The sequence below is a fragment of the Sinanaerobacter chloroacetimidivorans genome (genome assembly GCF_018128545.1).
Taxonomy (GTDB): domain Bacteria; phylum Bacillota; class Clostridia; order Peptostreptococcales; family Anaerovoracaceae; genus Sinanaerobacter; species Sinanaerobacter chloroacetimidivorans.
This window is the reverse complement of the sequence record NZ_JAGSND010000006.1, coordinates 213938-238486: the sequence shown is the minus strand read 5'-3', so window position 1 is coordinate 238486 and position 24549 is coordinate 213938. Positions and strand designations below refer to the sequence as shown.

The window sequence follows — 24549 nt, the reverse complement described above, 5'->3', positions numbered from 1 at the left end:
GTCAGGCCACCCGTTAGTTAAATAAGATTATGTATTAGTACACTATGAAACTGTCAGCTTTAGTTTTTGCGAGCTTTCTTACCAAGCCGCAATGGCTGAACTTTGGATTTAAGAAAATATCCGAACAGGTTTCGTCAATGATATAGGATGAAGATAATGTTATTTTTAATGTTGGCATTCAAGTTTTGCCATAACCCAAAAACACCGATTAGGGATTCCGTTTGTTTTTGGGGTTAAAAATAACGAATCGAGACCATATCATTAGAAACCTGTGAGTATTTTCGTGATACAAAGTCAGACATTTGGCTTGTCAAAACTCAACTACTTCGATCTGGCAGTTGAATGATTCGGTTTAAATACTAATAAATGAAATTTGACTAACTAATAAATATTAGGTTTATAAAAAAGGATAGTGTTTCACGTGAAACACTAACCCATTTTATTCATAATTTACATCTATTTGAGGCTCAATAGCAGTTCCAGAATTCTCTCCAGCTCTTCCCTGTTGTAATATTCTATTTCAATTTTACCTCGTTTCACACCAATCTGAATCGCGACTTTTGTACCAAGGGCTTCTTTCAGCTCATCTTCAAGGTGCTGAATCTCAGCATTCTTATCCCGTGGCTTTGCTTTTTGCTTTTTCCTGCTCTGGCCATCAGTGGTTTCACCAACTAATGCTTCTGTTTCTCTGACAGATAGTCCTAACTTCACAATATGATTTGCCAGTTCCATTTGTCTTTTCTCATCTTTTATACCGGCAAGGGCTCTCGCATGACCGTTGGACAACTCTCCACCAGTTACAAGGCTCTGTACTACAGGTGCAAGCTTAAGCAATCTTAAGGCGTTTGTAATATAAGGCCTGCTCTTCCCTACGCTCTTCGATACTTCCTCCTGAGTTAAGCCAAAGGTGGTGATCATCTGGTGCAACGCTTCTGCTTCTTCCATCGGATTGAGGTCCTCACGCTGCATGTTCTCAATAATAGCCACCAGCATATTCTGCTCTTCGTCAAGTTCTCTGATGATGCAAGGGACTTTCTTGAGAGAGGCTTTTCTGGCAGCTCTCCATCTCCTTTCTCCTGCAACGATTTCATATCCTTCTCTAGCAGAACGTACCATAATAGGCTGGATAATACCATGTGATTCAATTGACCTGGCAAGTTCCTCTATTTTTTCGTCATCAAAATGTTTACGGGGCTGCTTAGAATTCGGTTTAATATTATTGATATCTAAAAATAATATACCACCATCTGAGATAGAGGAATTAGCAGCGGCGTCATCCAGATCCTGTGCGCTGATTTCCACATCACTAAAAAGTGCTTCCAGCCCTTTTCCTAACCCTCTCCCCTTCGCTGCCGCCATTATTGTTCACCTTCCAATTCCAGAAACTCTTCAGCGAACTCAAAATATGCTTCTGCTCCTTTTGATTTTGGGTCGTACTCCGTTATGGGCATTCCGTAACTGGGTGCTTCTGCAAGTCTTACATTTCTAGGTATTACTGTAGTATACACTTTTTCTTTAAAATACTTCTTTACTTCTTCAACAACCTGAATAGAGAGATTGGTTCTTCCGTCAAACATGCTCAGAATTACACCCTGAATCTCAAGGTGAGGATTCAATCCTTTTTTCACCAGTTCAATGGTGCTCATTAGCTGGCTGACACCTTCCAGTGCATAAAATTCACATTGAATAGGAATCAGTACGCTATCGACTGCTGTAAGAGAATTGATCGTAAGAAGACCCAAGGATGGAGGACAGTCAATAAATATGTAATCATAATTGGACTTAATTTTATCCAAAGCTTTTTTCAGACGCTTTTCTCTTCCTTCCAATTGAACCAGTTCTATTTCCGCACCGGCAAGCTGAACGCTTGCAGGAATAATATCCAAGTTTTCAATTCTTGTTTTCAATATTGCATCTTTCGGTTCAAGCTTATCGTTGATTAAAACCTCGTAAGTTGTCCTATCCAGACCTTTCTTCGAAATCCCCATTCCGCTTGTTGTATTTCCCTGGGGATCAATATCCAGGATCAATACTTTTTTGTTTTTTAATGCAAGGCATGCTGCCAAATTTATATTTGTAGTAGTCTTGCCAACGCCACCTTTTTGGTTGAATATTGCTATGGCCTTTCCCAAAACTTTACCCTCCTACTATTAATACTGTTATAACATAAAAAAAGTAGCTGGCGCTACTTTCCGCTAGGGAACCAACGGCTTCGCCTCCTACGCAAGCTACGCTTGCTTCGCTGTCCATTTTGCCAAGCCAAGCAAGCTTGGGGCAAAATGGCTATGGTTCCCTTCGGCGGCTGCATAGCAGCCTGAGCACCCTCCTTAACGGCAGAGGGAAATCCCCTCTGCACTCCCTCTTTTTATCTGATAGGAAACAATATTTCCCATCAGATAAAAAAGGTTTTTTCAGTTTTATTATATACTACAAAGGAATATTACACCACATATTTTTGCATGAAAAAAAAAGGTTTCACGTGAAACATTTCACGAGAAACCTTTTCTACACTGAAATTTCAATCCGCAAGAGCTATATTGGGTTTTGTTTCATTTTTTGGAATAATTATCCTTACCTCGAGATAATCCCCCTTGTCCTCCTGAAAATACTTCGCGTTTTTTTCAACATCATTAATACTACTGAATGCTTTTTTCAGTGTATTAAGATAGATTCTATAATTAATGAATCTCAGTTTTTCCCCTTTTCTCTTTTCCTCTTCCTGCTTTGCAAGCACATCCTCTATCAGTTTTTCAGTCTGCTTTACATTTAAGCCATGCTCCACAATTCTCCCCAGGATCTGCTTTCTGACTTTCTCATCACTCAATTTCAGAAGTGCTCTGGCATGCCGCTCCGTCAGCTGGTTTTCAGATAAAACCGCCTGGATATCTCTGGGTAATGACAACAGCCTGATTTTGTTTGAAATTGTTGATTGCTGTTTACCAACTCTTCGCGCAATCTCATTTTGAGTCAGTCCGTAATCCTCCATTAATCGTTTATAAGCAACCGCTTCTTCGATATAATTAAGGTTTTCTCTCTGTACATTCTCAACCAATGCCAGCAAAGCAGAATCTTTTTCATCTGCTTCTCGAATAATGACTGGAACTTTTTTCAGACCCGCTAAACCTGCCGCCCTTAATCGCCTTTCCCCTGCAATTAATAAGTAAGCACCTCTCAGGTCTTTTTTTACTATAATAGGCTGGATGATTCCGAATTCTTTTATCGAATCACAAAGCTCCATCAGCTCTTTATCATCAAAGATTTTTCTGGGCTGATCCGGATTAGCGCTTATCATTTCAATTGGCAACTCCAGATGATCTGCTTTTTTCAGAAACATAATACCCCCTCCTTAATAACTCCTGTAATTATATTAACAGTAAGCTTGTCCCTAATAAAAGCTGTTTCATTCAACAAAAAACCCCCAAAATCATCATTTCAGGGGTTCTTTCGCAGGAGTTCCTGCTTTTCTCGGATATTTCGCTAAGGTTTTGTTTACTTTTTCAATCAACAAAATAGGATGTTCCAAATCAAAACCTGGTATATTTTGCGTTTGTGTTTGCTGCAGTTTACCGCCAAGCATTGTAATCGCCTTTAAACTGTTTTTTATTTCTTCTTCGGCACCGGCGCTTTTATAAGCAGCAAACCAGCCTCCTACTTTAACAAAGGGCAGGCAGTATTCCGAAAGTACGGCAAGATTGGCCACTGCCCTGGAAACACATAGGTCAAAACATTCCCTAAGATCTTTCTCTCTACCCAGGTCCTCTGCTCTGCCATGTCTGACAGAAATATTTTTAAGCTGAATCTCATCCGTAATTTCTTTAATTATTTTAATTCTTTTATTTAAAGAATCCATCAAAAGAAATTCTTTCTCCGGATAGATGATAGCCAGAGGAACGCCGGGAAACCCTGCTCCGGTACCCACATCGATGATTTTATTCGCTTTGGATACCTGAGGAATTCCACCGCAAAGAATAGAATCTACAAAATGTTTTTTCACAAATTCCTCTTTGTCCGTAATTGCGGTAAGATTAACTTTCTCGTTCCATTCCAGAATAAAATCCATATATTTCTGGAATTGCTCCAGCATTTCATCTGTATATTGAATTTGCAGATGATGCATAGCATCCGTTAAAAGTTTCATAAAAACTACCTTCTTCTCAGTTTTTCTAAATGAATGAGCAAAACGTTAATGTCTGCCGGAGATACACCGGAAATACGGGATGCCTGTCCCACCGAAATGGGCTTTAGTTGGTTCAGTTTCTGTTTCGCCTCTATTCTCAATCCATCCACGCAGGAGTAATCCAGATCAGCCGGCAATACTTTATTCTCCAACTTTTTAAATTTCTCTATCTGCTGAAGCTGTTTTGTTATATAGCCTGCATACTTGATCCCTACTTCAAGCTGGGTAATAGAATGGCTTGAAATGTCTGGCCGCTCCGGATCAATTTCTTTCAATAATTCATATGTGATCTCCGGTCTTTTCAGTAATTCAGCCAGAGAAATCCGATTTTGCAGCGGGGTGCTTTCATTCTTTTCCAAAAACTTATTTGCCATACTTGGTGTAATAAAGGTGTTTTCCAGCCTTATTTTTTCCTTTTCCGCATCTTCCTTTGTTTTCCGGAAACGCCGATACCTTTCTTCTGTAGCCAATCCTGCATTGTAAGATCGTTCTGTCAATCTAAGATCAGCATTATCCTGTCTCAGCACCAAACGATATTCTGCTCTCGATGTCATAATACGGTAGGGTTCATTGGTTCCCTTGGTAACAAGATCGTCTATGAGTACTCCGATATATGCTTCGGATCTGTTCAGGATAAATGGTTCTTTTCCCTTCAATTTCAATGCTGCATTCATTCCCGCTATCAATCCCTGTGAAGCTGCCTCTTCATAACCGGAGCTGCCGTTAAATTGACCGGCACAATAAAGATTCTTGATCTTTTTATGCTCCAGTGTCATTTTTAATTCCAGCGGATCAATGCAATCGTACTCGATGGCATAGGCCGGTCGAACAATCTCTGCATTCTCCAATCCCGGAATGGTACGGTAGAACTGAATCTGAACATCTTCCGGCAAACTGGATGACATACCTTGAATATAGACTTCATCTGTGGAAAGACCTTCCGGTTCGATAAACAACTGGTGTCTCTCTTTATCCGAGAATCGGTTTACTTTATCTTCTATGGATGGACAGTATCTGGGGCCGATACCTTCTATCTGTCCTCCGAAAAGAGCTGACCTTGCAAAATTATCCCTGATTACTTTATGGGTATTGGCGTTTGTGTAGGTAAGCCAACAAGAAACCTGGTCTTTTTCAAGGTGTTCATTCATAAAAGAAAAAGGTATGATTTTATCATCTCCCGGCTGTTCCACCATTTTATGATAATCCAATGTTTTACCCAATGCACGGGCAGGAGTTCCAGTTTTAAATCTTCTGAGTGACAATCCGTATTTTCTAAGATTATCCGCTAAAGGCACAGAAGGGGTCAGGCCATTAGGTCCGCTTTCAAAAGACCATTCGCCAATGAAAATTTTACCCCTTAAAAAGGTTCCGGTTGCTAAGATCACTGCATTGGTGCGGTAAGCCGCACCAGTTTTCAAAATAACACCCGATACCGTGTCATCCTCCATGATAAGATCAACCACCTCACCTTGCTTTAAATCCAGGTTCGGCTGATCCTCCAAAGTTTTCTTCATTTCCTGATGATATCGTATTTTATCCGCCTGGGCTCGTAAAGAATGAACTGCAGGACCTTTGGCGGTATTCAGCATTTTGCTCTGAATAAATGCTTTGTCTATGTTGACACCCATTTCACCGCCCAAGGCATCTATTTCTCGAACAAGATGTCCTTTGCCGGTTCCTCCTATGGACGGATTGCATGCCATCATTGCGACAGCCTCCAGATTAATGGAGAGCATCAGGGTTTTCAGACCCATTCTGGCAACGGCCAACCCCGCTTCACAGCCGGCATGACCTGCACCAATCACGATAACATCATACTCATCTAATATATAATAGTTCATTCTATCTCCTTATCTAAGGTGACGGCAGAATTTATACAATAACATTATTTGCCGAGACAAAATCTCTCAAATACCTGATCAATAATATCCTCAGTCACCGAATCCCCGATGATTTCACCAAGTAATTCCCAACATCTTTTGATATCTACCTCGATAAAATCAAGGGCTTCCCTGTTTCTTGCCATATCAAGAGCATCTTTCGATGCTTCTTTAGCACTCCTTAATAAATTATAGTGTCTTACATTTGTAATTAAAAGACTTTCTTCCTGCTTGACTTTTCCGCCATAAACAAGAGAAAGGATTTTCTGTTCCAGTTCTTCAATTCCCTTATCTTCCCTGATTGCCGCTTTTATCGTTGCAGCTCCAGGCAATAGACTTTTTATTTCCTGATCGGACACGGTCTGTCCGAGATCTGTCTTATTAATCATTACGATGGTCTTGTTATCATCAATGTGATTGATAATCCTGAAATCTTCTTCGCTGAGAGGCCTGCTCCCATCAATCATAAAAATAACCAAATCAGCCTTATTAAATGATTCTTTACTCTTTTCAATCCCTATCTTTTCTATCACATCTTCCGTTTCTCGTATTCCTGCGGTATCAACCAATCTGACAGGAATATCCTGGATCGTCAGAACTTCTTCTATGGTATCTCTCGTTGTGCCCGGAATCTCCGTTACGATTGCCCTGGACTCTTTCAAAAGAGCATTCATCAAAGAAGATTTGCCGACATTTGGTTTTCCAATGATTGCAACGTGGAGCCCTTCTCTTATAATCCTGCCGGTATCTGCGGTGGCCAGCAGACGATCTATATTATCGTTTATTAACATTAAACTTTTTTCTAATGCATCATAGGTTAGTTCTTCAATGTCTTCATCGGGATAATCCAGATTAACCGTAACATCCACAAGCAAATCCATGATAATACTTCGCAAGGAACGGATTTTCTCCGAAAGAGCTCCTTCCATCTGATCTACTGCTACATGAAAGCCTTTCTCAGTCTTTGCTCTGATAACATCAATGACTGCTTCCGCCTGAGTAAGATCCAAGCGGCCGTTTAGAAAAGCTCTCTTTGTGAACTCCCCTTTTTCAGCCAGTCTTGCACCATGCTGAAGTGCCAGATCCAATATTTTTCTTAAAGAGATAATACTGCCGTGACAATAAATCTCTGCAACATCTTCCGCTGTATAAGTTCTGGGGCCATTCATAAAAACCGCCAAAACCTCATCTATTCTTTGGTTTTTTGCTTTATCAACCACATTCCCGTAGTATAATCGCCTATTTGCAATATGCTCTGTAATTTCCAAATTCTTAGGAATAAAGAGTTTATCCAAAATAGACTTTGCTTCGGGACCGCTGATTCTTATAATCCCAATTCCGCCTTCCCCATATGCCGTAGCAATGGCCGCAATCGTGTCTTCCATAGTACCCCCCAACTGAATCATTCAGTCCATTATAAATAGAACAAGGCTACCTGAAATTAATTTTAGGACAGCCTTGCTTAGATCTTATTTTAATTCAATGATGACTCTTCTGTAAGGCTCCTCACCTTCGCTTCTTGTGGTAACCCTGCGATTTGACTGAAGTGTTGCATGAATCACTTTTCTTTCATAAGGATTCATTGGCTCAAGTCTAACGCTTTTTCTGGTCTTTATCACCTTATCAGCCAGTCTGTTTGCCAGCTGTTCCAATGTTTTTTCTCTTTTCTCCCTATAATTTTCAGCATCAACTACAACACGAAGATACTTGTCTTTCCCCTTGTTCACTACCAGACTTGTCAAGTACTGTATGGAATCAAGCGTCTGGCCGCGTTTACCGATAATCGTTCCGGAATCTCTACCCTGCATATCAACATAGATACAGCTGTCATTTCCCATTACCTTGATATTAAGATTCAATCCCATTTTCTCCGTAATTTCTTTCAGGAAGCTTCCGGCAACACTGTCTTTCATTTCGACTAAATCGGCAGGCTTTTCTCTGATAGTGAAGCTGCTTTCTATAGGTACTTCATCATCTTGTTTTAACTTTTCTTCTTTGCTTTCACGTCTCTCCGGTTTGTATTCCGGCTCTCGTTTTGGCGCATGAGGCTTATCTTTTTTAAAGGAAGGCTCCGGCTTCTTTCCCTTGCCTTCTTTGATTTCTCTTTCTCTTTCCTTTTCTTTCAGCTCTTTTTCTATCAATTCCGGCTTTTTCTCAACTCTTACCTTTGCCAGCTTGGATCCAAGGCCAAAGAAACCCTTAGTCGGTTCTTCTAAAACAATCACATTTACTTGATCTTCCGTAAGTTTTAAATCTATCAGGGCAAGTCTTACTGCTTCATCAACGTCTTTACCCCATTTTTCTGAAAAATCCATATGTGTTTTTCCTCCATATAATAGCTCGACCAATTTGCAGATCAAATTGACGGCGAACTTTTGCAAAGAAATCACGAATTCTCGATTATTCATATGATTCCTGCTGCTATTAGCACTATTTGCTTTCTTTTTCTGCCAGTTTCTTCTTTTTCCAGTTATTTAACACACGAGTCTGGAATATCTGAATAAGGGTTCCGATAAACCAGTAAACTGTAAGTCCTGCCGGAAAAGATCTGCCCATCCACACGATCATAATCGGGAAGAAGTATCTCATCATTTTCATCATGGGAGCCATGGTATTGTCACCCATTTGTGTCTGGTTCTGGGTTTGTGAAAAAGAAATGAAAGTGGTGATTCCGGCAAGTATCGGCAGTACCCATGGATCCGGCTGACTAAGGTCAGGAACCCATAAAAATGCTTCATGAACAGCCATAAGCATTTCATTGCTCTTAATGAATACGGTTGGGTTTCTGAGCAGGGCAAAAAGACCAAAAATAATAGGCATCTGAATCAGCATAGGCAGACAGCCTCTCATCGGATTGAACTTCTCTTCCTTATATAACTCCATCATTTTGATATTGAGCATTTCTTTATCATTGGCGTACTTCTTTTGTAAAGCCTGCATCTTAGGCTGTACATCGGCCATTCTGGTGGAGTGTTTTATCTGATCTGCATATAATGGAAATAGGCATGCTTTTACTATTATTGTAAATACAATTAAGGTAATCCCGTAATTATCTATAAAACCATAAAGATAACTCAGCAAAATACCTAATGGCTCTGCTATCAATCCTATTAGTGTGTTCATTCAATATCCTCCTGTTACTCATTTCAAGGGATCATATCCTCCCGGATGAAATGGGTGACATTTCAAAATTCTTTTAATTCCAAGAAAACTACCCTTTATGGCACCATATTTTTCCACAGCCTGCAAAAAATACTGGGAGCAAGTAGGGTAAAACCGGCAGGTTGCCGGAAATAATGGTGAAATAAATTTCTGATACCCTCGAATGAGCAGCATGATAATCGTTTTCAAAATTCTTCACCTGGATCCTTATTCTTTTCTCAAGATTCCGGATTTCATAAATGCGGCATCCATAGATTTTTTCACATCCGCACACTTTACATTACAAATCGTATTTCTGGCTATCAGTATAATGTCATAGCCTTTTGTCAGTTTACATTCTAAATCTCTGTAACTTTCTTTCATAAGTCGTCGTGCTCTGTTTCTTAATACACTGTTGCCAACTTTTTTGCTAGCTAAAAAGGCTGTCCTATTATAAGGAAGGTTGTTTTTTTTTAAAAACAAAACCAGATATCTCTCCCCTACGGATTTTCCTTTATTGTAAATTGCAGAAAAATCCTTCTTTCTTCGTAAAACATTTGGTTTTAACATCAATATCCCCTTACAAGCAATGAAAATCAGGCTTCGTAATACCGGCTTTGCCGGATTTTATGATTTTCCCGCGAATTGCCAACAATCTCCAGAGCAAATTGGGCATGGCAAAAAAGGCAAATTAGAAAAATATTCCATGCCACTAAACAAAAAGACCACTTTTGCGGTCTCTATGCTGTCAATTCTTTTCTTCCTCTTGCTCTTCTTCTTTTCAAAACATTTCTACCGTTTTTTGTACTCATTCTTTTTCTAAAGCCATGCTCTTTTTTTCTCTGTCTAACCTTAGGTTGGAAAGTCTGCTTCATCACTCTTCACCTCCTTAAAATTCCTATCATAACGCAATCTTAATTTCAATTTGCGCACAACTGCTTTGTAATTATACATTTAAAGGTCTTTTGTGTCAATATTTTTGTGCATCTCAAGGCAGGAAGATACAGGGATTTCCTTACTCTCTGCTTTTTAAAAAACTAGATGTAGTTGTGGCTGTGAAAACTTTGCACAAAGTTACCCACAGATAGTGGATAACTACTGGGAAATTTATTTTTTCCCTATTTTTATTTTAAGTATTGCCTGTGGATAACTTTTTTTGTTATGATAGAAGCACATTAAATAACAATCTATTTCAATTCACAGAAGGAAAAACAGTATGAACAATCTAACAGAAAACTGGGAAAAAACTTTAGAACTTCTTAAACCTGAGCTCACCGCCGTAAGTTATGATACCTGGGTTTATCCTCTTACCCCCGTTAAAGTTGACTATAAAGAAAATAAATTGTATTTATCGCTGTACAATGATATGGCCAAGTCCATATTAGAAGGCAGATATATTTCTATTATTGAAAATGCGGTAAAAGAAGCATTCGGCCAAAAGTTAAAGGTTTTTTTTGTTTATCCTGAAGAAACACAGGATCAGCAGGAAGAAATTAATTTTACCGATGAACTGTATCTAAATCCCAAATATATCTTTAATACTTTTGTAATCGGCAACAACAACAGATTTGCCCACGCAGCATCTCTAGCCGTAGCCGAATCCCCTTCCAAAGCGTACAATCCGCTCTTTATTTACGGAGGAGCCGGCCTTGGTAAAACCCATTTGATGCACGCCATCGGTCATTACATATTGCAGCAGAATCCAAGGACCAAGGTTCTGTATGTTTCTTCCGAGATGTTTACAAATGAGCTTATCAAAGCCATCAGAGAAGATAAGAATGTAGAATTCAGAAATAAATACAGAAGCATCGATGTACTGTTAATCGACGATATTCAATTTATTGAAAAAAAGGAACGTACTCAGGAAGAAATTTTCCATACTTTCAATACTCTTTATGAAGCAAATAAACAAATTATTATTTCCAGTGACAGGCCGCCAAAAGAAATTCAAACACTGGAAGAAAGACTTCGTTCCAGATTTGAATGGGGCCTAATTGCTGATATTCAACCGCCTGATTATGAAACCAGGGTAGCCATACTCAGAAATAAAGCAGAACTGGAAGGCCTTGAAACAACAGACAGCCTTATTGAAGTGATCGGAGTCATTGCAGAAAAAATCCAGTCCAATATTCGAGAACTTGAGGGTGCCTTCATTCGGGTTATTGCTTATGCTAATTTGACAAATCAGAAAATTAACAGAGATCTGGCAAAGGAAGTATTAAAAGACGTCTTTTCTTCAAAAGACAGACAAGTTACTCCCGCGTTGGTTAAAAAATATATTTGCAAGCATTTCAATATCAAACAAGCCGATCTGGAATCTGCAAAAAGATCAAGAAATCTTGCATTTCCAAGACAAATTGCCATGTATATCTGCAGAGATATGACAGATTTATCATTACCTAAAATTGGTGAATTCTTTGGGAACAGAGATCATACCACTGTTTTGCATGCCTGTGATAAAATTTCCTCAGAGATGAAAACGAATGAATCCTTGCGTGAGGTCATTAAAGAACTCGAAAATTCCATCAAGGAAGATTAGTAACATTCAGCCGAATAACTTTTTAAAGTTATCAACAAGCAAAAATATCAATGAATCATTCGAATTTTGTTTTCCACAGAAGTTATCCACAAATCCACAGGCCCTATTACTATTATTACTAAAAATCCATATAAAAAAAAGGAGGATTCACCATGAAATTCACTTGCAACCAGCAATCTTTATCAAAAGCTTTAAATACTGTTTCCAAGGCTGTGACCTCAAGAACCACTATTCCAATTCTGAAGGGCATATTACTGGAAGCCTCAAATGATAATACGCTGACGCTTTCCGCGTCCGACCTTGATTTAAGCATTGAAAAGAAAATAGAAGTTTCTGTGGAAGAAGAAGGTTCTGTCGTTGTTTCAGCGAGACTGTTCAGCGATATTATCAGAAAGCTTCCCAATGAAGATATTGAAATAGAAGAACTGGAAAATAACAACATTATAATCAGATGTTTATCCTCAGAGTTTATGATCGTTGGTCTTCCAGCGGAAGAGTTTCCTAACATCGGTGAAATTAATGAAGAACAAAAAATAAGTCTGGAAAAAGAATTATTAAAAGAAATGATAAAGAAAACATCCTTTGCCGCAAGCATAGATGAATCGAAAGGTATCATCGTAGGAGTTCTTATTGAAATGGAAGAAGACTCACTCAACATGGTTGCTTTGGATGGTTTCAGAATGGCTGTCACTCGTGAAAACATGAAAAACGAGGAAAATAGAAAGATTATTATATCGGCAAGAATACTGAACGAAATTAATAAAATCATTTCCGAGACGGAAGAGCAAAAGGAAATTTCGGTGATTTTAGATGAAAAGAAAGCAGTCTTCCTTCTTGAAGATACCAGGATCGTTCTACGATTATTAGAAGGAGATTTTATTAAGTATAAAGATATATTGCCGAAAGAAAATAAAGTAAAAGTGAAGGTAAGCAGAACGGATCTTTTGAATAGCATCGAAAGGGCCTCTTTACTTGCAAAGGAAGGGAAGAACAATCTGATTAAGCTTTCTATTTTCAGAGATAAAGTGATCATTACTTCGAGATCTGAAGAAGGAAATGTAAAAGAAGAAGTCTTCATTGAAAAAGACGGTACCGATTTGGATATCGGCTTTAATTCAAAATATATACTGGATGTTTTAAAAGTTGTAACTGATTCCCAGGTTGTGATGGAGTTTAATACCAGTGTCAGTCCTTGCCTGATCAAACCTGTGGAAGGAAACGCCTACGAATATCTGGTATTACCGGTTCGTATTTCGACTAACTGATTTTATCACGATGTGTAAGTAAATTAAATTTATATAAGGTTACAATTTCAATGTATTTAAAAGAAATTACATTACAAAATTTCCGGAATTATAAAGAAGAAAGAGTCTGCTTTCATCCGAAAGTGAACATCATTACCGGAAAAAACGCCCAGGGGAAAACAAATCTCCTGGAAAGTTTATATATTATGTCTCTGGGAAAATCCTTTCGGACCAACAGAGATACAGAAATGATAGGTTTTGGAGAGGAGTATTGCAAAGTTAGCAGCTCCTCTTTTAAAGACGGAAAAAATCTGGACATAGAAATCGTTATAAGCAAAGAAGGAAAGCAGCTCAAAATAGATGGATTGAAAACCTCCAAGAACATTGATCTCCTGGAAAATGTTTATATGGTTATTTTCTCCCCCGAGGATCTGAAAATTGTAAAAGATGAACCAGAAAAAAGGAGAAAATTCGTTGACAGAGAGCTTTGTCAGCTGAAACCTGTCTATTACAGGAATCTGTCCAGATACAAAAAAATACTGCAACAAAGAAATTCCCTGCTGAAGCAGCAGGATGTGAGAGAAGATATTCTTTCGGTCTGGAATGAAGAACTGGCTGAGTATGGATCAAAAATAATACTTGAGAGAAAGGGATTTATCGAAAAGCTGAATCTGATCAGCAAAGAAATCAGCAAAGGAATCACAAATGGAAAGGAAGAGCTGGCACTTTTCTATGAGTCCAGTATCCCCTGCCGGGAAACTCTGGCACAGCAAAAAGAAATTTTTATGACGAAGCTGAATTCAAGTCTGAAAAATGATTTATTCCGAAGAAATACATCATTTGGCCCCCACAAGGATGATATCAAAATATGCGTAAAGGATATTGATATCAGGCATTATGGATCGCAAGGCCAGCAGCGTACTGCGGCTTTATCTTTAAAATTGGCGGAAATCCGTTTGATTCAAGAGGAAACAGGTGAGGATCCGATCCTTTTATTGGATGATGTGTTATCCGAATTAGATGCAGAGAGGCAAAATTTTCTGATTCACTCCCTTGCAGAAGTTCAATTATTTATTACAACCACAGAGATATCTGATGAATTAAGAAGTAATTTGCCGGAGGGGCAAACTTTTTCTGTCGAAAAAGGTGCTGTTACAAATTGCAATAATCTGTAATTTAACTATATATATATCTTAAAAATATTAACCATCAGAAACGCCGAAATATCGTTTTAGGACTCCTAAAACGATATTTTTATAGATTCAGACCCTTTTAATAAAAAACTTGTAAAAAAGCAGAATTTATTATACAATATATGGTGGTCTATTATAACGCCTAAGTAGAAAAATTTCGACTGTAGAAATTTTTCTTACATCTGTGCGTTTCAACGAGGGGGGGGATATACCCACCGCCTGTGAAATTAGGTTGTACCCGCCACCTAAAAGTGGGAGACATCTCCGCCTCGTTATAAGATTTATAGTGTTGGAAAATATAATTCACCGGAAATTTGCATGGCAAATCAGGTGACAGGATATAAGATTAGAAACTACGAGGTGAGAAAAGGTATGGGAGCAGATACAAAGCAGCAGCAATATAATGCGGAGCAAATACAGGTATTAGAGGGATTAGAACCTGTCAGAAAAAGACCGGGAATGTATATCGGAAGCACCGGCCCAAGAGGTCTTCACCATCTGGTTTACGAAGTCGTTGATAACAGTGTGGATGAAGCCTTAGCAGGTTTTTGCAAAAACATTAATATAACGATACAAAGCGATAATTCCATTGTGGTAGAGGACGACGGCAGAGGTATGCCCGTTGATCTCCACCCAAAATTAAATTTGCCTGCAGTAGAAGTTATCCATACGGTGCTTCATGCCGGGGGTAAATTCGGCGGCGGAGGATATAAGGTATCCGGAGGACTTCATGGTGTAGGTGCATCGGTAGTAAATGCACTTTCTGAAATCATGGAAGTGGAAATCAAAAGAAACGGGAAGATCTATAAGCAGACCTATTCCAGAGGAAAGACTCAGACTCCGTTGACAGAAATCGGAGAGTCTAGAAAAACCGGCTCTAAAACTATGTTCAAGCCGGACTACCAGATTTTTGAAGAACTAGAATTCAACTATGGTACCCTGGAGCATAGATTAAGAGAAATGGCCTTCCTGAATAAAGGAATCAAAATTACTTTAAAGGATGAAAGAGAAGGTCAGAAAAGAACGGAAGTCTTCCACTATGAAGGCGGAATCAAAGAATTCGTAAAACATCAGAATAAAAATAAAGAGGTCATCCACCCGGATATCATCTATTTTGAATTTCAGAAAGATGAGCATGAGGTGGAAGTTGCCATGCAATATACCGATCGCTACAATGAACTGATCCTTTCCTATGCAAATAATATCAACACCAGTGAAGGCGGTACCCATATGATTGGGTTTAAATCAGCCCTGACAAGAGTGTTTAATGACTATGCCCGAAAAAACAAATTTATTAAGGAAAACGAAGAAGGCCTTAGCGGAGAAGATGTCAGAGAAGGACTCACCGCTGTCATTTCCGTGAAACTGACCCAGCCCCAATTTGAAGGCCAAACGAAAACAAAGCTTGGAAACAGTGAAATGCGTGGTTTTGTAGAGACTACCACCAATGAAAATCTGACTGCATTTTTGGAAGAAAACCCAAGTCAGGCCAGAATTATTTTGGACAAGTGTCTCCGTGCTGCAAGAGCAAGAGAAGCAGCAAGAAAAGCAAGAGAACTCACAAGAAGAAAAGGCGTTCTGGATGGACTCACCCTTCCCGGGAAGCTTGCGGACTGCTCAGAAAAAGATCCTGCTCTTTCAGAAATCTTTCTGGTAGAGGGAGATTCCGCGGGTGGTTCTGCAAAATCCGGAAGAGACAGAAAAAGACAGGCCATTCTTCCCCTCAGAGGTAAAATCTTGAATGTAGAAAAGGCCAGATTAGATAAAATTTTAAATTCCGAAGAAATTAAAAATATGATTACAGCCTTCGGCTGCAATATTGGGGAGGATTTCAACGAAGAAAAACTCCGTTATCACAAAATCATCATCATGACCGATGCCGACGTGGACGGAGCACATATCAGAACATTACTTCTCACCTTCTTCTATCGGTATATGACACCGTTGATCGAAGGGGGTTACGTTTATATTGCCCAGCCGCCGCTGTTCCAGACCAAAAAGGGCAAGGAAGTCTATTATACCTACTCCGAACGGGAGCAGGAAAAGCTGATGACAGAGCTTGCTGATAAGCCGGGTAAGGCTGGGATCCAGAGATACAAGGGTCTTGGAGAAATGGACTTTCATCAGCTTTGGGAAACAACAATGGATTATAACAACAGAACTTTGATACAGGTTACGATGGACGATATCACGGCAGCAGATGAAATTTTCACTACGCTGATGGGAGATAAGGTTCCCCCAAGAAAGAAATTCATTGAAGATAACGCCAAGTATGTAAAGAACTTAGACATCTAGGGGGGAGATAAAGAATGACAAGCTTTTTAGATGATGTGAAACTGCTTCAGCATGAAATTCATGATGAAATGAAAAACTCCTACATCGATTACGCTATGAGTGTTATTGTCGGCAGAGCGCTTCCCGATGTAAGAGACGGCTTGAAGCCGGTACACAGAAGAATTTTATACGGAATGAGTGAGTTGGGTGTTACCCCGGACAAGCCTCATAAAAAATCCGCTCGTATCGTTGGTGAAGTAATGGGTAAATACCATCCTCACGGTGACAGCTCTATTTATGATGCCATGGTTCGTATGGCTCAGGACTTCTCCATTCGTTATATGCTGGTAGACGGACACGGAAATTTTGGTTCCGTTGACGGTGACGGCGCTGCCGCCATGCGTTATACGGAGGCCAGGATGACGCCTTTTGCTCTTCAGATGCTTCGGGATATCGATAAAGAAACCGTTGATTTCATGCCGAACTTCGATGAAGAAGAGCAGGAACCGGTGGTACTTCCCTCCAGATTTCCGAACCTGCTGGTCAACGGATCCAATGGGATTGCCGTCGGTATGGCTACCTCCATTCCCCCGCACAATCTCAGCGATGTCATTGATGCTACCGTAAAGCTCATCGATGATGCTGATGCAGACATAGAGGATCTGATTAAAATTGTAAAAGCGCCGGATTTTCCAACCGGTGCCATTATCATGGGAAGAAACGCCGCAAAAGCAGCCTATCGTACCGGACAAGGTAAAGTCACGGTAAGGGCGAAAGCGGAATTTGAAGAGACAAATAAGGGAAAACAGCAGATTATCTTTACAGAAATCCCTTATCAGGTAAATAAAGCAAGGGTCATCGAAAAGATTGCAGAGCTGGTCAGAGAAAAACGGCTGGATCACATCTCCGATATCAGAGATGAATCCGACCGAACCGGCATGCGTATCGTAATCGAGCTGAAGAAAGATGCGAATCCTCAGATTACCCTGAATCGGTTATACAAGCATACTCAGCTGCAGGACACCTACAGCATCATCATGATCGCACTGGTGGACGGACAGCCGAAGCTGTTAAATCTGAAGAATATGCTCGAGGAGTATTTAAAGCACCAGAAGGATGTTGTCACCAGAAGAACCATCTATGATCTCAGAAAAGCAGAAGAAAGAGCCCACATTTTGGAAGGACTCAGAATTGCGCTGGATCATATTGATGAAGTAATCAGAACCATCCGTGAAAGCTATAATGACGCAAAACCTCGTTTAATGGAGCGTTTCGGACTCAGTGAAATCCAGGCCCAGGCCATTTTGGACATGAGACTTGCAAGGCTGCAAGGTCTGGAACGGGAGAAAATTGAAAATGAATATCAGGAACTGATGAAACAGATTGCATGGTTTAAGCAGGTTCTGGCAGATGAATCCATTTTAATGAGCATCATCAAGGATGAACTTCTGGAAATCAAGAAAAAATTTGGTGATGAAAGAAGAACCGATATCCAGGCAGATGCAGAGGATATCGATGAAGAAGATCTCATCCAGGAGGGTAAAGTTGCTGTTACCTTGACACATCTGGGATATATCAAGAGAGTTTCCGTAGATACTTACAAAACTCAAAAACGTGGAGGAAAAGGCGTTACCGGCGTAACAACCAGAGAAAATGATTTTGTAAAAAATTTGATCATGACTTCCACCCACGATTATTTAATGTTCTTTACAAATACAGGAAAAGCGCATAAAATAAAAGCGTACGAAATACCGGAAGCACAGAGGACTGCCAAGGGTACACCGGCAGTGAATTTCCTGAATCTGATGCAGAGAGAGAGAATTACCGCGGTAATTCCGATTCAGGATTTTGCAGAGGATAAATTCCTGATTGCGGTAACGAAGCATGGAACCATCAAAAAGACTCCGCTTTCTCAATTTGATACCAATCGAAAAACCGGATTGATCGCCATAAATCTGAAGGATAATGACGAACTCATCGGCATCAATCAAACCACCGGAACCAGCAATGTCATCATTGTTACCAAATTCGGCAAGTGTATCTGCTTCTCAGAGGAAGATGTAAGGAGCATGGGTAGAATTGCAGGCGGTGTGAAGGCGATTACCTTGGAAAAGGGTGATGAAGTGGTTGCCATGGAGCTTGCTGAAAAGGATGAAGAACTCCTTGTAGTAACCAAAAATGGTTATGGAAAGAGAACCCCTGTTGAGGAATACAAGGTTCAATCAAGAGGAGGCAAAGGACTTCTAACTTATGATAAGGCCAAGTTCAAAAAGACCGGAGAACTGATCGGAGCCATGGTTGTAAATGAAAGTGATGAAATTTTATTGATCAATTCAGATGGAATTATCATCAGAATCAAGGCAAGCGAGGTTTCCAGACTGGGAAGGGCTACCCAAGGTGTGAAAATCATGAGGGTGGAAGAGGATGCAAATATTATTACACTGGCTAAAGTAATCAAAGATGACGATGATGAACTAGCAAATGAAGACGCTGAGGAAACTTTAGATGAAAATGGAGAAGAATCAACGCAGATGACCCTTGATACAGAATAAAAAATCGTTTAAGACCTCATAGTAAGGGTATAGATTTCAGGAGGAAGTAGCAATGTCACTAAAGATACAGAGTAAATTTAATGAAGAATTGGAAAAATGGGATTTTGTTGCAGCAGGAGAGGTTGATATTTCAACAGCACCCCAATTAAGAGAACTGCTGAATGGAGCTTATCAGGAGAAGAAAGCTGATATCCTGATCCATATGGATGACCTAACCTATATTGACAGTACCGGTCTGGGCGTAATTATCGGTGCTTTTGGCAGAATGCAGGAAAATAAAAATAAAATCACTTTGATTAATCCAAAGGAAAATATTAAAAAACTGCTCAGTATCACTAGTCTTGACAGAATACTTTGTTCAGAAATCTAAGAACCCTGAAAGAGGAGAGGAAAATGACAGATATATTGAAATTTTCGGTCCCTGGAAAGCCAGAATATGTCGGGATGGTAAGATTGGCTATATCCTCCCTGGCCAACTGCGCGGGCTTTGATATTGAAGCTATTGAAGATATCAAAGTAGCGGTATCGGAAGCGTGCACCAATGTCGTATGCCACGGAAAATCAAGCTGCGAAGTTTGCTACGAAGTCGCCTGTGAGGTTGGCGATGATAGAATGATCATATCTGTGATAGATCAATGCGGGGGCTATGACATTACTAAATATCACAGTCCTGTATTTGAAGAGGATCCCAAAGAGGGAGGACTCGGAATTTTTATCATTAAAGCCTTGATGGACGAAGTGGATATATTATCGGAATTAGGCGCAGGTACCAGCATTAAGATGGTGAAATATATAAGTCGGTTTTAGTGGGGGATGATATGACCTCTGGACAAACAAATAACAAAGAGCTATTCGAAAAATATCGCCAGACAGGAAATATCGAACTTCGTAATGAAATCGTTGAAAAATACCTGTATATGGTAGATATTTTGATTAAAAAATATCTAAACAAAGGCGTGGACTACGATGATTTATATCAGGTAGGCTCCATGGCCTTAGTTTTTGCTGTGGAAAGATTCGACGCTTCTAAAGGGTATGAATTTACCAGCTTTGCTACACCTACCATCATTGGAGAAATTAAGAGGTATTTCAGAGACAAAGGCTGGGCGGTGAAGGTACCCAGAAGGTTAAAAGAAATTTCTGCACAGATTTCCCCTGCCAAGGAGCATTTATACGGGAAATTATCCAGAATACCTACTGTGGCAGAGCTGGCCGAATATCTCGGTTATTCCGAAGAAGAAATTCTGGAAGCCATGGAGGGCGGACAAGCCTACAGCACCTATTCTTTAAACCAGACCTTTGATGAAGGCGGAGAAGAGGGTGAGGGCGCAGTACTTGAAAAATATACAGGGACAGAGGAGTCCGGCTATAACAGCTTCGAGAATGCGGAATTGATCAAGTCTGTTTTGCAGGTGCTTTCAGATAAAGAAAGAGACATATTTAAACGACGTTATTTTAAAAATCAAACACAACAGGATATTGCAGACGACATGGGAGTTTCCCAGATGACGATATCAAGACTGGAAAAGAGAATCAGAGAAAAATTTAAAGATGCGCTGAGAGCTTAGAAAACGGTACATAATAAAAGCATCTTTATCAGAAACGAGGATAGGAAGAAATGAAACGAGTATTTTCAGGAGTTCAACCGACAGGTAATATACACATAGGGAATTATTTAGGAGCATTGAAGCAGTTTGTAGAGCTTCAGGAAGAAAATGACTGTATCTACTGTATTGTGGATATGCATTCTTTAACATTGCCCCAGGATCCAAAATTACTTAGGAAAAATATATTAGATGTGGCTGCGTTGTATCTTGCAGTAGGCTTAGATCCTGAAAACTCCATTATTTTCGTACAGTCAGATGTACCGGGGCACGCTGAGCTGGCTTGGATTCTCACTTGTAATTCCTATACCGGAGAACTTTCCCGTATGACTCAATTTAAACAGAAGAGCAAAGGAAGCGAATCAGCTCCAACGGGTCTTTTTACCTATCCCATCTTGATGGCGGCAGATATCCTGCTTTATGACACCGATGTAGTTCCCGTAGGAAATGATCAGAAGCAGCATATTGAAATAACCAGGGATCTGGCTTTAAGAGTCAATAATCGTTGCGGGGAAACCTTTGTGGTGCCTGAAGGAAGATTTTTAAAGGCGGGTGCCCGTATTATGTCTTTGGATGATCCGACATCTAAAATGAGCAAGAGTGCGGAAAATGTGCACAGCAGAATTTCGCTTTTGGATGATGCAAATAAAATTAAAAAATCGATTATGAAATCAACGACGGATTCAGAAGGATCTATTCGATTTGATATTGAAAATAAGCCGGGAATCAGCAACCTTTTAAATATTTACAGCGCGTTTTCCGGAATGGATATCAAAGAAATCGAGAAGAAATACGAAGGATGCGGATACGGAACCTTCAAAAAAGATTTGGTAGAAGTAGTGGTAGAGGCCATTTCCCCGATTCAGCAGCGATTTCATGAGATCAGAAATTCCAGCGAGCTGGTATCCATCTTAAAGGATGGAGGGCAAAGAGCAAATGCCATTGCAGAGAAAACCATGAAAAGGGTGAAGGATGTGTTCGGATTAGGTATCTAATCTGCTTTGGCACCTGCCGCCCTATTTATGCCAAGCCATGACGGCTGACAACGGGCAATTGTAAATAGTAAACAGAAGACAAAGAGCTCCTGAATAAAATAAAAGAGACGCCTTTGTCTGTTCATTGTTAGTATACAGTATACAAATCAAAAAATCAAGGCGATTTACAATAAAACCTTAAATATTTCAAGATACAATTTGAAAAACATCCGGAATACAAAAAAATAACGGTGAATCAAAAATATTTTTTAAATTAGTGTTGACAGATGAGAAAAACAGGACTATAATCATCAACTATATAGCAAAGGCGCTGTGGGTAACCACCGGCGTCTTTTTTTATTGGCGGTCTAATAGGAAGGGAGGAATTATTTATGTTTTCATCAGTTGATACTATGTGGGTACTGATTGCAGCTGCTTTGGTATTTTTTATGCAGGCAGGCTTTGCAATGGTAGAGACAGGTTTTACCAGAGCTAAGAACTCGGCTAACATTATAATGAAAAATTTAATGGACTTTGCGTTAGGGTCCGTAGTTTTCTGGATTTTGGGTTTTGGACTCATGTTTGGCACCAGCCTCGGAGGAATTATCGGAATACCCGATTTCTTTGTCTTGTCAAATTATGATTCTGCTTTTCCAACTTCGGCATTTTTAATATTCCAAACCGTTTTCTGTGCAACAGCAGCAACCATTGTCTCCGGTGCTATGGCCGAAAGAACGAAATTTTCTGCCTACTGTATTTATAGTTTAGCAATCAGTGCCGTTATCTATCCGATATCCGGACACTGGATCTGGGGCGGCGGCTGGCTTTCACAATTGGGATTCCATGATTTTGCCGGATCCACAGCGGTACATATGGTAGGCGGCATTGCGGCTTTTGTCGGGGCAGCTATTCTCGGACCCAGAATTGGAAAGTACAACAGCAAGGGAGAAGCCCAGGCCATACCCGCACATAATCTTATCATTGGAGCACTGGGTGTATTTATTCTTTGGTTTGGCTGGTTTGGATTTAACGGCGGATCTACCGTATCTGCCACCGGTGACGATGTACTGGTCAGCATGAGCAATATTTTCTTTAACACGAATTTGGCGGCAGCTGCAGCAGCTACGGGAACGATGATCATAACCTGGATCAAATATAAAAAGCCCGATGTGTCCATGACATTAAATGGCGCATTAGGAGGTCTGGTGGCCATTACAGCAGGATGCGATGCGGTAAATGCAATGGGCGCATTTGCCATCGGTTTGATTGCCTCACTCGTTACAGTGTTTGGAATTGAATTTATCGATAAAAAATTAAGAATTGACGATCCTGTGGGTGCCATCGGTGTCCATGGTCTCTGTGGTGCGGCAGGTACTATCTTGACCGGTGTTTTCGCTCTGGACGGAGGACTCCTTTACGGCGGAGGTGTAAGCATGGTGAGTGTTCAGATTATAGGGGTGGTCAGTGTAGGAGCGTGGATCGCAATTACTATGACTATTCTGTTCCAGATCATTAAAAATACCATTGGTCTCCGTGTTACCAGGGAAGAGGAAGAAATAGGATTGGATGTATTCGAACATGATTTGGTGAGCAGTTATGCCGACTTTATGCCGAGATTGGATGCAGTTACTCTTGAAGATATGAAAAACGGCAACAGTAATGGCTATGGTAACGGCTACAGCAACGGGTATGATGCAACGGCTCAGCCAATAGAATCCACCCTGCCTGATGACAAGGGAAAGGCAAAGATCTCCAAAGTGGAAATTTATGCAAATCAAAATAAGTTTGATGAGCTGAAGGAAGCTTTAAATAAAATCGGCATTACGGGTATGACTGTAACTCAGGTTCATGGCTGCGGAGCACAGAAGGGCAGAAACGACTATTACAGGGGTGTTAAGCTGGAAATGAAGCTTTTGCCCAAAGTCTGCATTGAAGTGGTTGTAAGCAAGGTTCCGGTGAGAAAGGTAATAGAAACGGCAAATGCAGTATTGAGAACAGGAACCGTGGGCGATGGTAAAATTTTCGTCTATGATGTGGAAAATGTAGTCAGAGTCAGTACCGGAGAAGAAGGGTACGACGCTCTCCAATATGATGAGAGCAAAAGATAAATAAGGTTTTTTGAAACATATTTTGCCAATTGAATTAGGATTATTAAGTATTTGAAATTTTCTGACAACGTGGTATAATGAGCGCATGCCATTGAGATGCAGCGTTGCTGAGAGGAAGCGCTCATTGAATCATCTTGGATACTCGGGCTATGATATAATGAGCGATGCCATTGAGATGCAGCGTTGCTGAGAGGAAGCGCTCATTGAATCACCCTGGATGCTTGGCCTATGATAACAATGAGCTAATATGTAACCGGAAAGGTGGTGGCTATAGATGGAAAAGATACTTTTGGTGTCAAGAAAAGGAAAAAGTAAAGATATGCTTTTACAACTGCTGGAGATGGGCGTATCTTCACAAATCACCACCTCGTACAGTGATGCGGAAGCCAGAAGCCTAATTGAAAAAACTGAGTTTGATCTCGTTATCATAAATTCTCCGTTGGAAGATAAATCCGGAACTGATTTGGCGGTTTTTGTCACAGAACATTCTATGGCTGGGGTCCTGATGGCAGTTCAAAATAAGTATGCTGATGCTGTTTCACAGAAAGTGGAACCTTATGGGGTTCTGGTGGTGGGGAAACCCATCGTAAGAGCTTTCTTCAACCAGGCAGTGAAATTTGCCGATGTTACAAGGCTGAGATTCATGACTTTAAAGGAAGAAAACATCAGCTTGCAGAATAAGATAGAGGAGCTGAAGCTTATCAGCAGAGCAAAATGCGTACTGATTGAATATCTGGCCATGACGGAATCCCAGGCCCATAAATACATAGAGAAGCAATCTATGGATTTGCGTATTTCAAAATTTCGGGTTGCAAAAAGAATTTTAAAAGCCTACGAGCAATAGGCAATGAATTTTTATGATG

General features: G+C 40.1%; 22 protein-coding genes. 11 read left to right on the top strand and 11 right to left on the bottom strand.

Going from position 1 to position 24549, the window contains the following annotated elements:
• Positions 1 to 456: 456 nt before the first annotated feature.
• The 11 genes from KCX82_RS11215 to rpmH form a co-directional block, all read right to left on the bottom strand.
• Positions 457 to 1359 (bottom strand): ParB/RepB/Spo0J family partition protein, encoded by a 903-nt coding sequence (locus tag KCX82_RS11215; protein ID WP_227018553.1) that lies wholly within the window; start codon positions 1357 to 1359, stop codon positions 457 to 459.
• Positions 1359 to 2132 (bottom strand): ParA family protein, encoded by a 774-nt coding sequence (locus KCX82_RS11210; protein ID WP_227018552.1) that lies wholly within the window; start codon positions 2130 to 2132, stop codon positions 1359 to 1361. The genes KCX82_RS11215 and KCX82_RS11210 overlap by 1 nt, the downstream gene beginning before the upstream one ends.
• A gap of 386 nt (positions 2133 to 2518) precedes the next feature.
• Complete coding sequence (locus tag KCX82_RS11205) at positions 2519 to 3334, bottom strand: ParB/RepB/Spo0J family partition protein (RefSeq protein WP_227018551.1); 816 nt, start codon at positions 3332 to 3334, stop codon at positions 2519 to 2521.
• Between the two features lie 93 nt (positions 3335 to 3427).
• A complete protein-coding gene (gene rsmG / locus KCX82_RS11200) occupies positions 3428 to 4138 on the bottom strand; it encodes a 16S rRNA (guanine(527)-N(7))-methyltransferase RsmG (RefSeq protein WP_227018550.1) in 711 nt (236 codons plus the stop codon).
• A 5-nt stretch (positions 4139 to 4143) separates the two neighbouring features.
• A complete protein-coding gene (gene mnmG / locus KCX82_RS11195) occupies positions 4144 to 6018 on the bottom strand; it encodes a tRNA uridine-5-carboxymethylaminomethyl(34) synthesis enzyme MnmG (RefSeq protein WP_227018549.1) in 1875 nt (624 codons plus the stop codon).
• Between the two features lie 44 nt (positions 6019 to 6062).
• Positions 6063 to 7442, bottom strand: coding sequence for a tRNA uridine-5-carboxymethylaminomethyl(34) synthesis GTPase MnmE (mnmE, locus tag KCX82_RS11190; RefSeq protein WP_227018548.1), 1380 nt, complete (start codon positions 7440 to 7442; stop codon positions 6063 to 6065).
• 84 nt (positions 7443 to 7526) lie between these two features.
• Positions 7527 to 8372, bottom strand: coding sequence for an RNA-binding cell elongation regulator Jag/EloR (gene jag / locus KCX82_RS11185; RefSeq protein ID WP_227018547.1), 846 nt, complete (start codon positions 8370 to 8372; stop codon positions 7527 to 7529).
• A 115-nt stretch (positions 8373 to 8487) separates the two neighbouring features.
• Entirely contained in the window at positions 8488 to 9180 is a 693-nt protein-coding gene (locus KCX82_RS11180) for a YidC/Oxa1 family membrane protein insertase (protein ID WP_227018546.1), read from the bottom strand.
• An 18-nt stretch (positions 9181 to 9198) separates the two neighbouring features.
• Positions 9199 to 9393, bottom strand: coding sequence for a membrane protein insertion efficiency factor YidD (yidD, locus tag KCX82_RS11175; RefSeq protein WP_264373259.1), 195 nt, complete (start codon positions 9391 to 9393; stop codon positions 9199 to 9201).
• Between the two features lie 33 nt (positions 9394 to 9426).
• Complete coding sequence (rnpA, locus tag KCX82_RS11170) at positions 9427 to 9768, bottom strand: ribonuclease P protein component (protein ID WP_227018545.1); 342 nt, start codon at positions 9766 to 9768, stop codon at positions 9427 to 9429.
• A gap of 170 nt (positions 9769 to 9938) precedes the next feature.
• The gene (gene rpmH / locus KCX82_RS11165) at positions 9939 to 10073 is read right to left on the bottom strand and encodes a 50S ribosomal protein L34 (protein ID WP_027399623.1); all 135 of its coding nucleotides are present in this window, start codon (positions 10071 to 10073) and stop codon (positions 9939 to 9941) included.
• Between the two features lie 341 nt (positions 10074 to 10414).
• Between rpmH and dnaA the strand changes: the two genes are divergently transcribed.
• From dnaA to KCX82_RS11110, 11 genes are all read left to right on the top strand, one after another.
• Positions 10415 to 11737 (top strand): chromosomal replication initiator protein DnaA, encoded by a 1323-nt coding sequence (gene dnaA / locus KCX82_RS11160; RefSeq protein WP_227018544.1) that lies wholly within the window; start codon positions 10415 to 10417, stop codon positions 11735 to 11737.
• A gap of 152 nt (positions 11738 to 11889) precedes the next feature.
• On the top strand, positions 11890 to 13002 hold the full coding sequence (gene dnaN / locus KCX82_RS11155) for a DNA polymerase III subunit beta (RefSeq protein ID WP_227018543.1): 1113 nt from the start codon (positions 11890 to 11892) through the stop codon (positions 13000 to 13002).
• Positions 13003 to 13052: 50 nt separating this feature from the next.
• Positions 13053 to 14156 (top strand): DNA replication/repair protein RecF, encoded by a 1104-nt coding sequence (gene recF, locus KCX82_RS11150; RefSeq protein WP_227018542.1) that lies wholly within the window; start codon positions 13053 to 13055, stop codon positions 14154 to 14156.
• Between the two features lie 390 nt (positions 14157 to 14546).
• Complete coding sequence (gyrB, locus tag KCX82_RS11145) at positions 14547 to 16469, top strand: DNA topoisomerase (ATP-hydrolyzing) subunit B (protein WP_227018561.1); 1923 nt, start codon at positions 14547 to 14549, stop codon at positions 16467 to 16469.
• Between the two features lie 14 nt (positions 16470 to 16483).
• Complete coding sequence (gyrA, locus tag KCX82_RS11140; protein ID WP_227018541.1) at positions 16484 to 19000, top strand: DNA gyrase subunit A; 2517 nt, start codon at positions 16484 to 16486, stop codon at positions 18998 to 19000.
• Positions 19001 to 19052: 52 nt separating this feature from the next.
• Positions 19053 to 19370 (top strand): STAS domain-containing protein, encoded by a 318-nt coding sequence (locus tag KCX82_RS11135; RefSeq protein ID WP_227018540.1) that lies wholly within the window; start codon positions 19053 to 19055, stop codon positions 19368 to 19370.
• A 23-nt stretch (positions 19371 to 19393) separates the two neighbouring features.
• Complete coding sequence (locus KCX82_RS11130) at positions 19394 to 19807, top strand: ATP-binding protein (protein WP_227018539.1); 414 nt, start codon at positions 19394 to 19396, stop codon at positions 19805 to 19807.
• An 11-nt stretch (positions 19808 to 19818) separates the two neighbouring features.
• The gene (locus tag KCX82_RS11125; RefSeq protein ID WP_227018538.1) at positions 19819 to 20568 is read left to right on the top strand and encodes a SigB/SigF/SigG family RNA polymerase sigma factor; all 750 of its coding nucleotides are present in this window, start codon (positions 19819 to 19821) and stop codon (positions 20566 to 20568) included.
• 50 nt (positions 20569 to 20618) lie between these two features.
• Complete coding sequence (gene trpS / locus KCX82_RS11120) at positions 20619 to 21599, top strand: tryptophan--tRNA ligase (protein ID WP_227018537.1); 981 nt, start codon at positions 20619 to 20621, stop codon at positions 21597 to 21599.
• 371 nt (positions 21600 to 21970) lie between these two features.
• The gene (locus KCX82_RS11115) at positions 21971 to 23686 is read left to right on the top strand and encodes an ammonium transporter (protein WP_227018536.1); all 1716 of its coding nucleotides are present in this window, start codon (positions 21971 to 21973) and stop codon (positions 23684 to 23686) included.
• Positions 23687 to 23960: 274 nt separating this feature from the next.
• On the top strand, positions 23961 to 24530 hold the full coding sequence (locus tag KCX82_RS11110) for an ANTAR domain-containing response regulator (RefSeq protein ID WP_227018535.1): 570 nt from the start codon (positions 23961 to 23963) through the stop codon (positions 24528 to 24530).
• Positions 24531 to 24549: the final 19 nt, after the last annotated feature.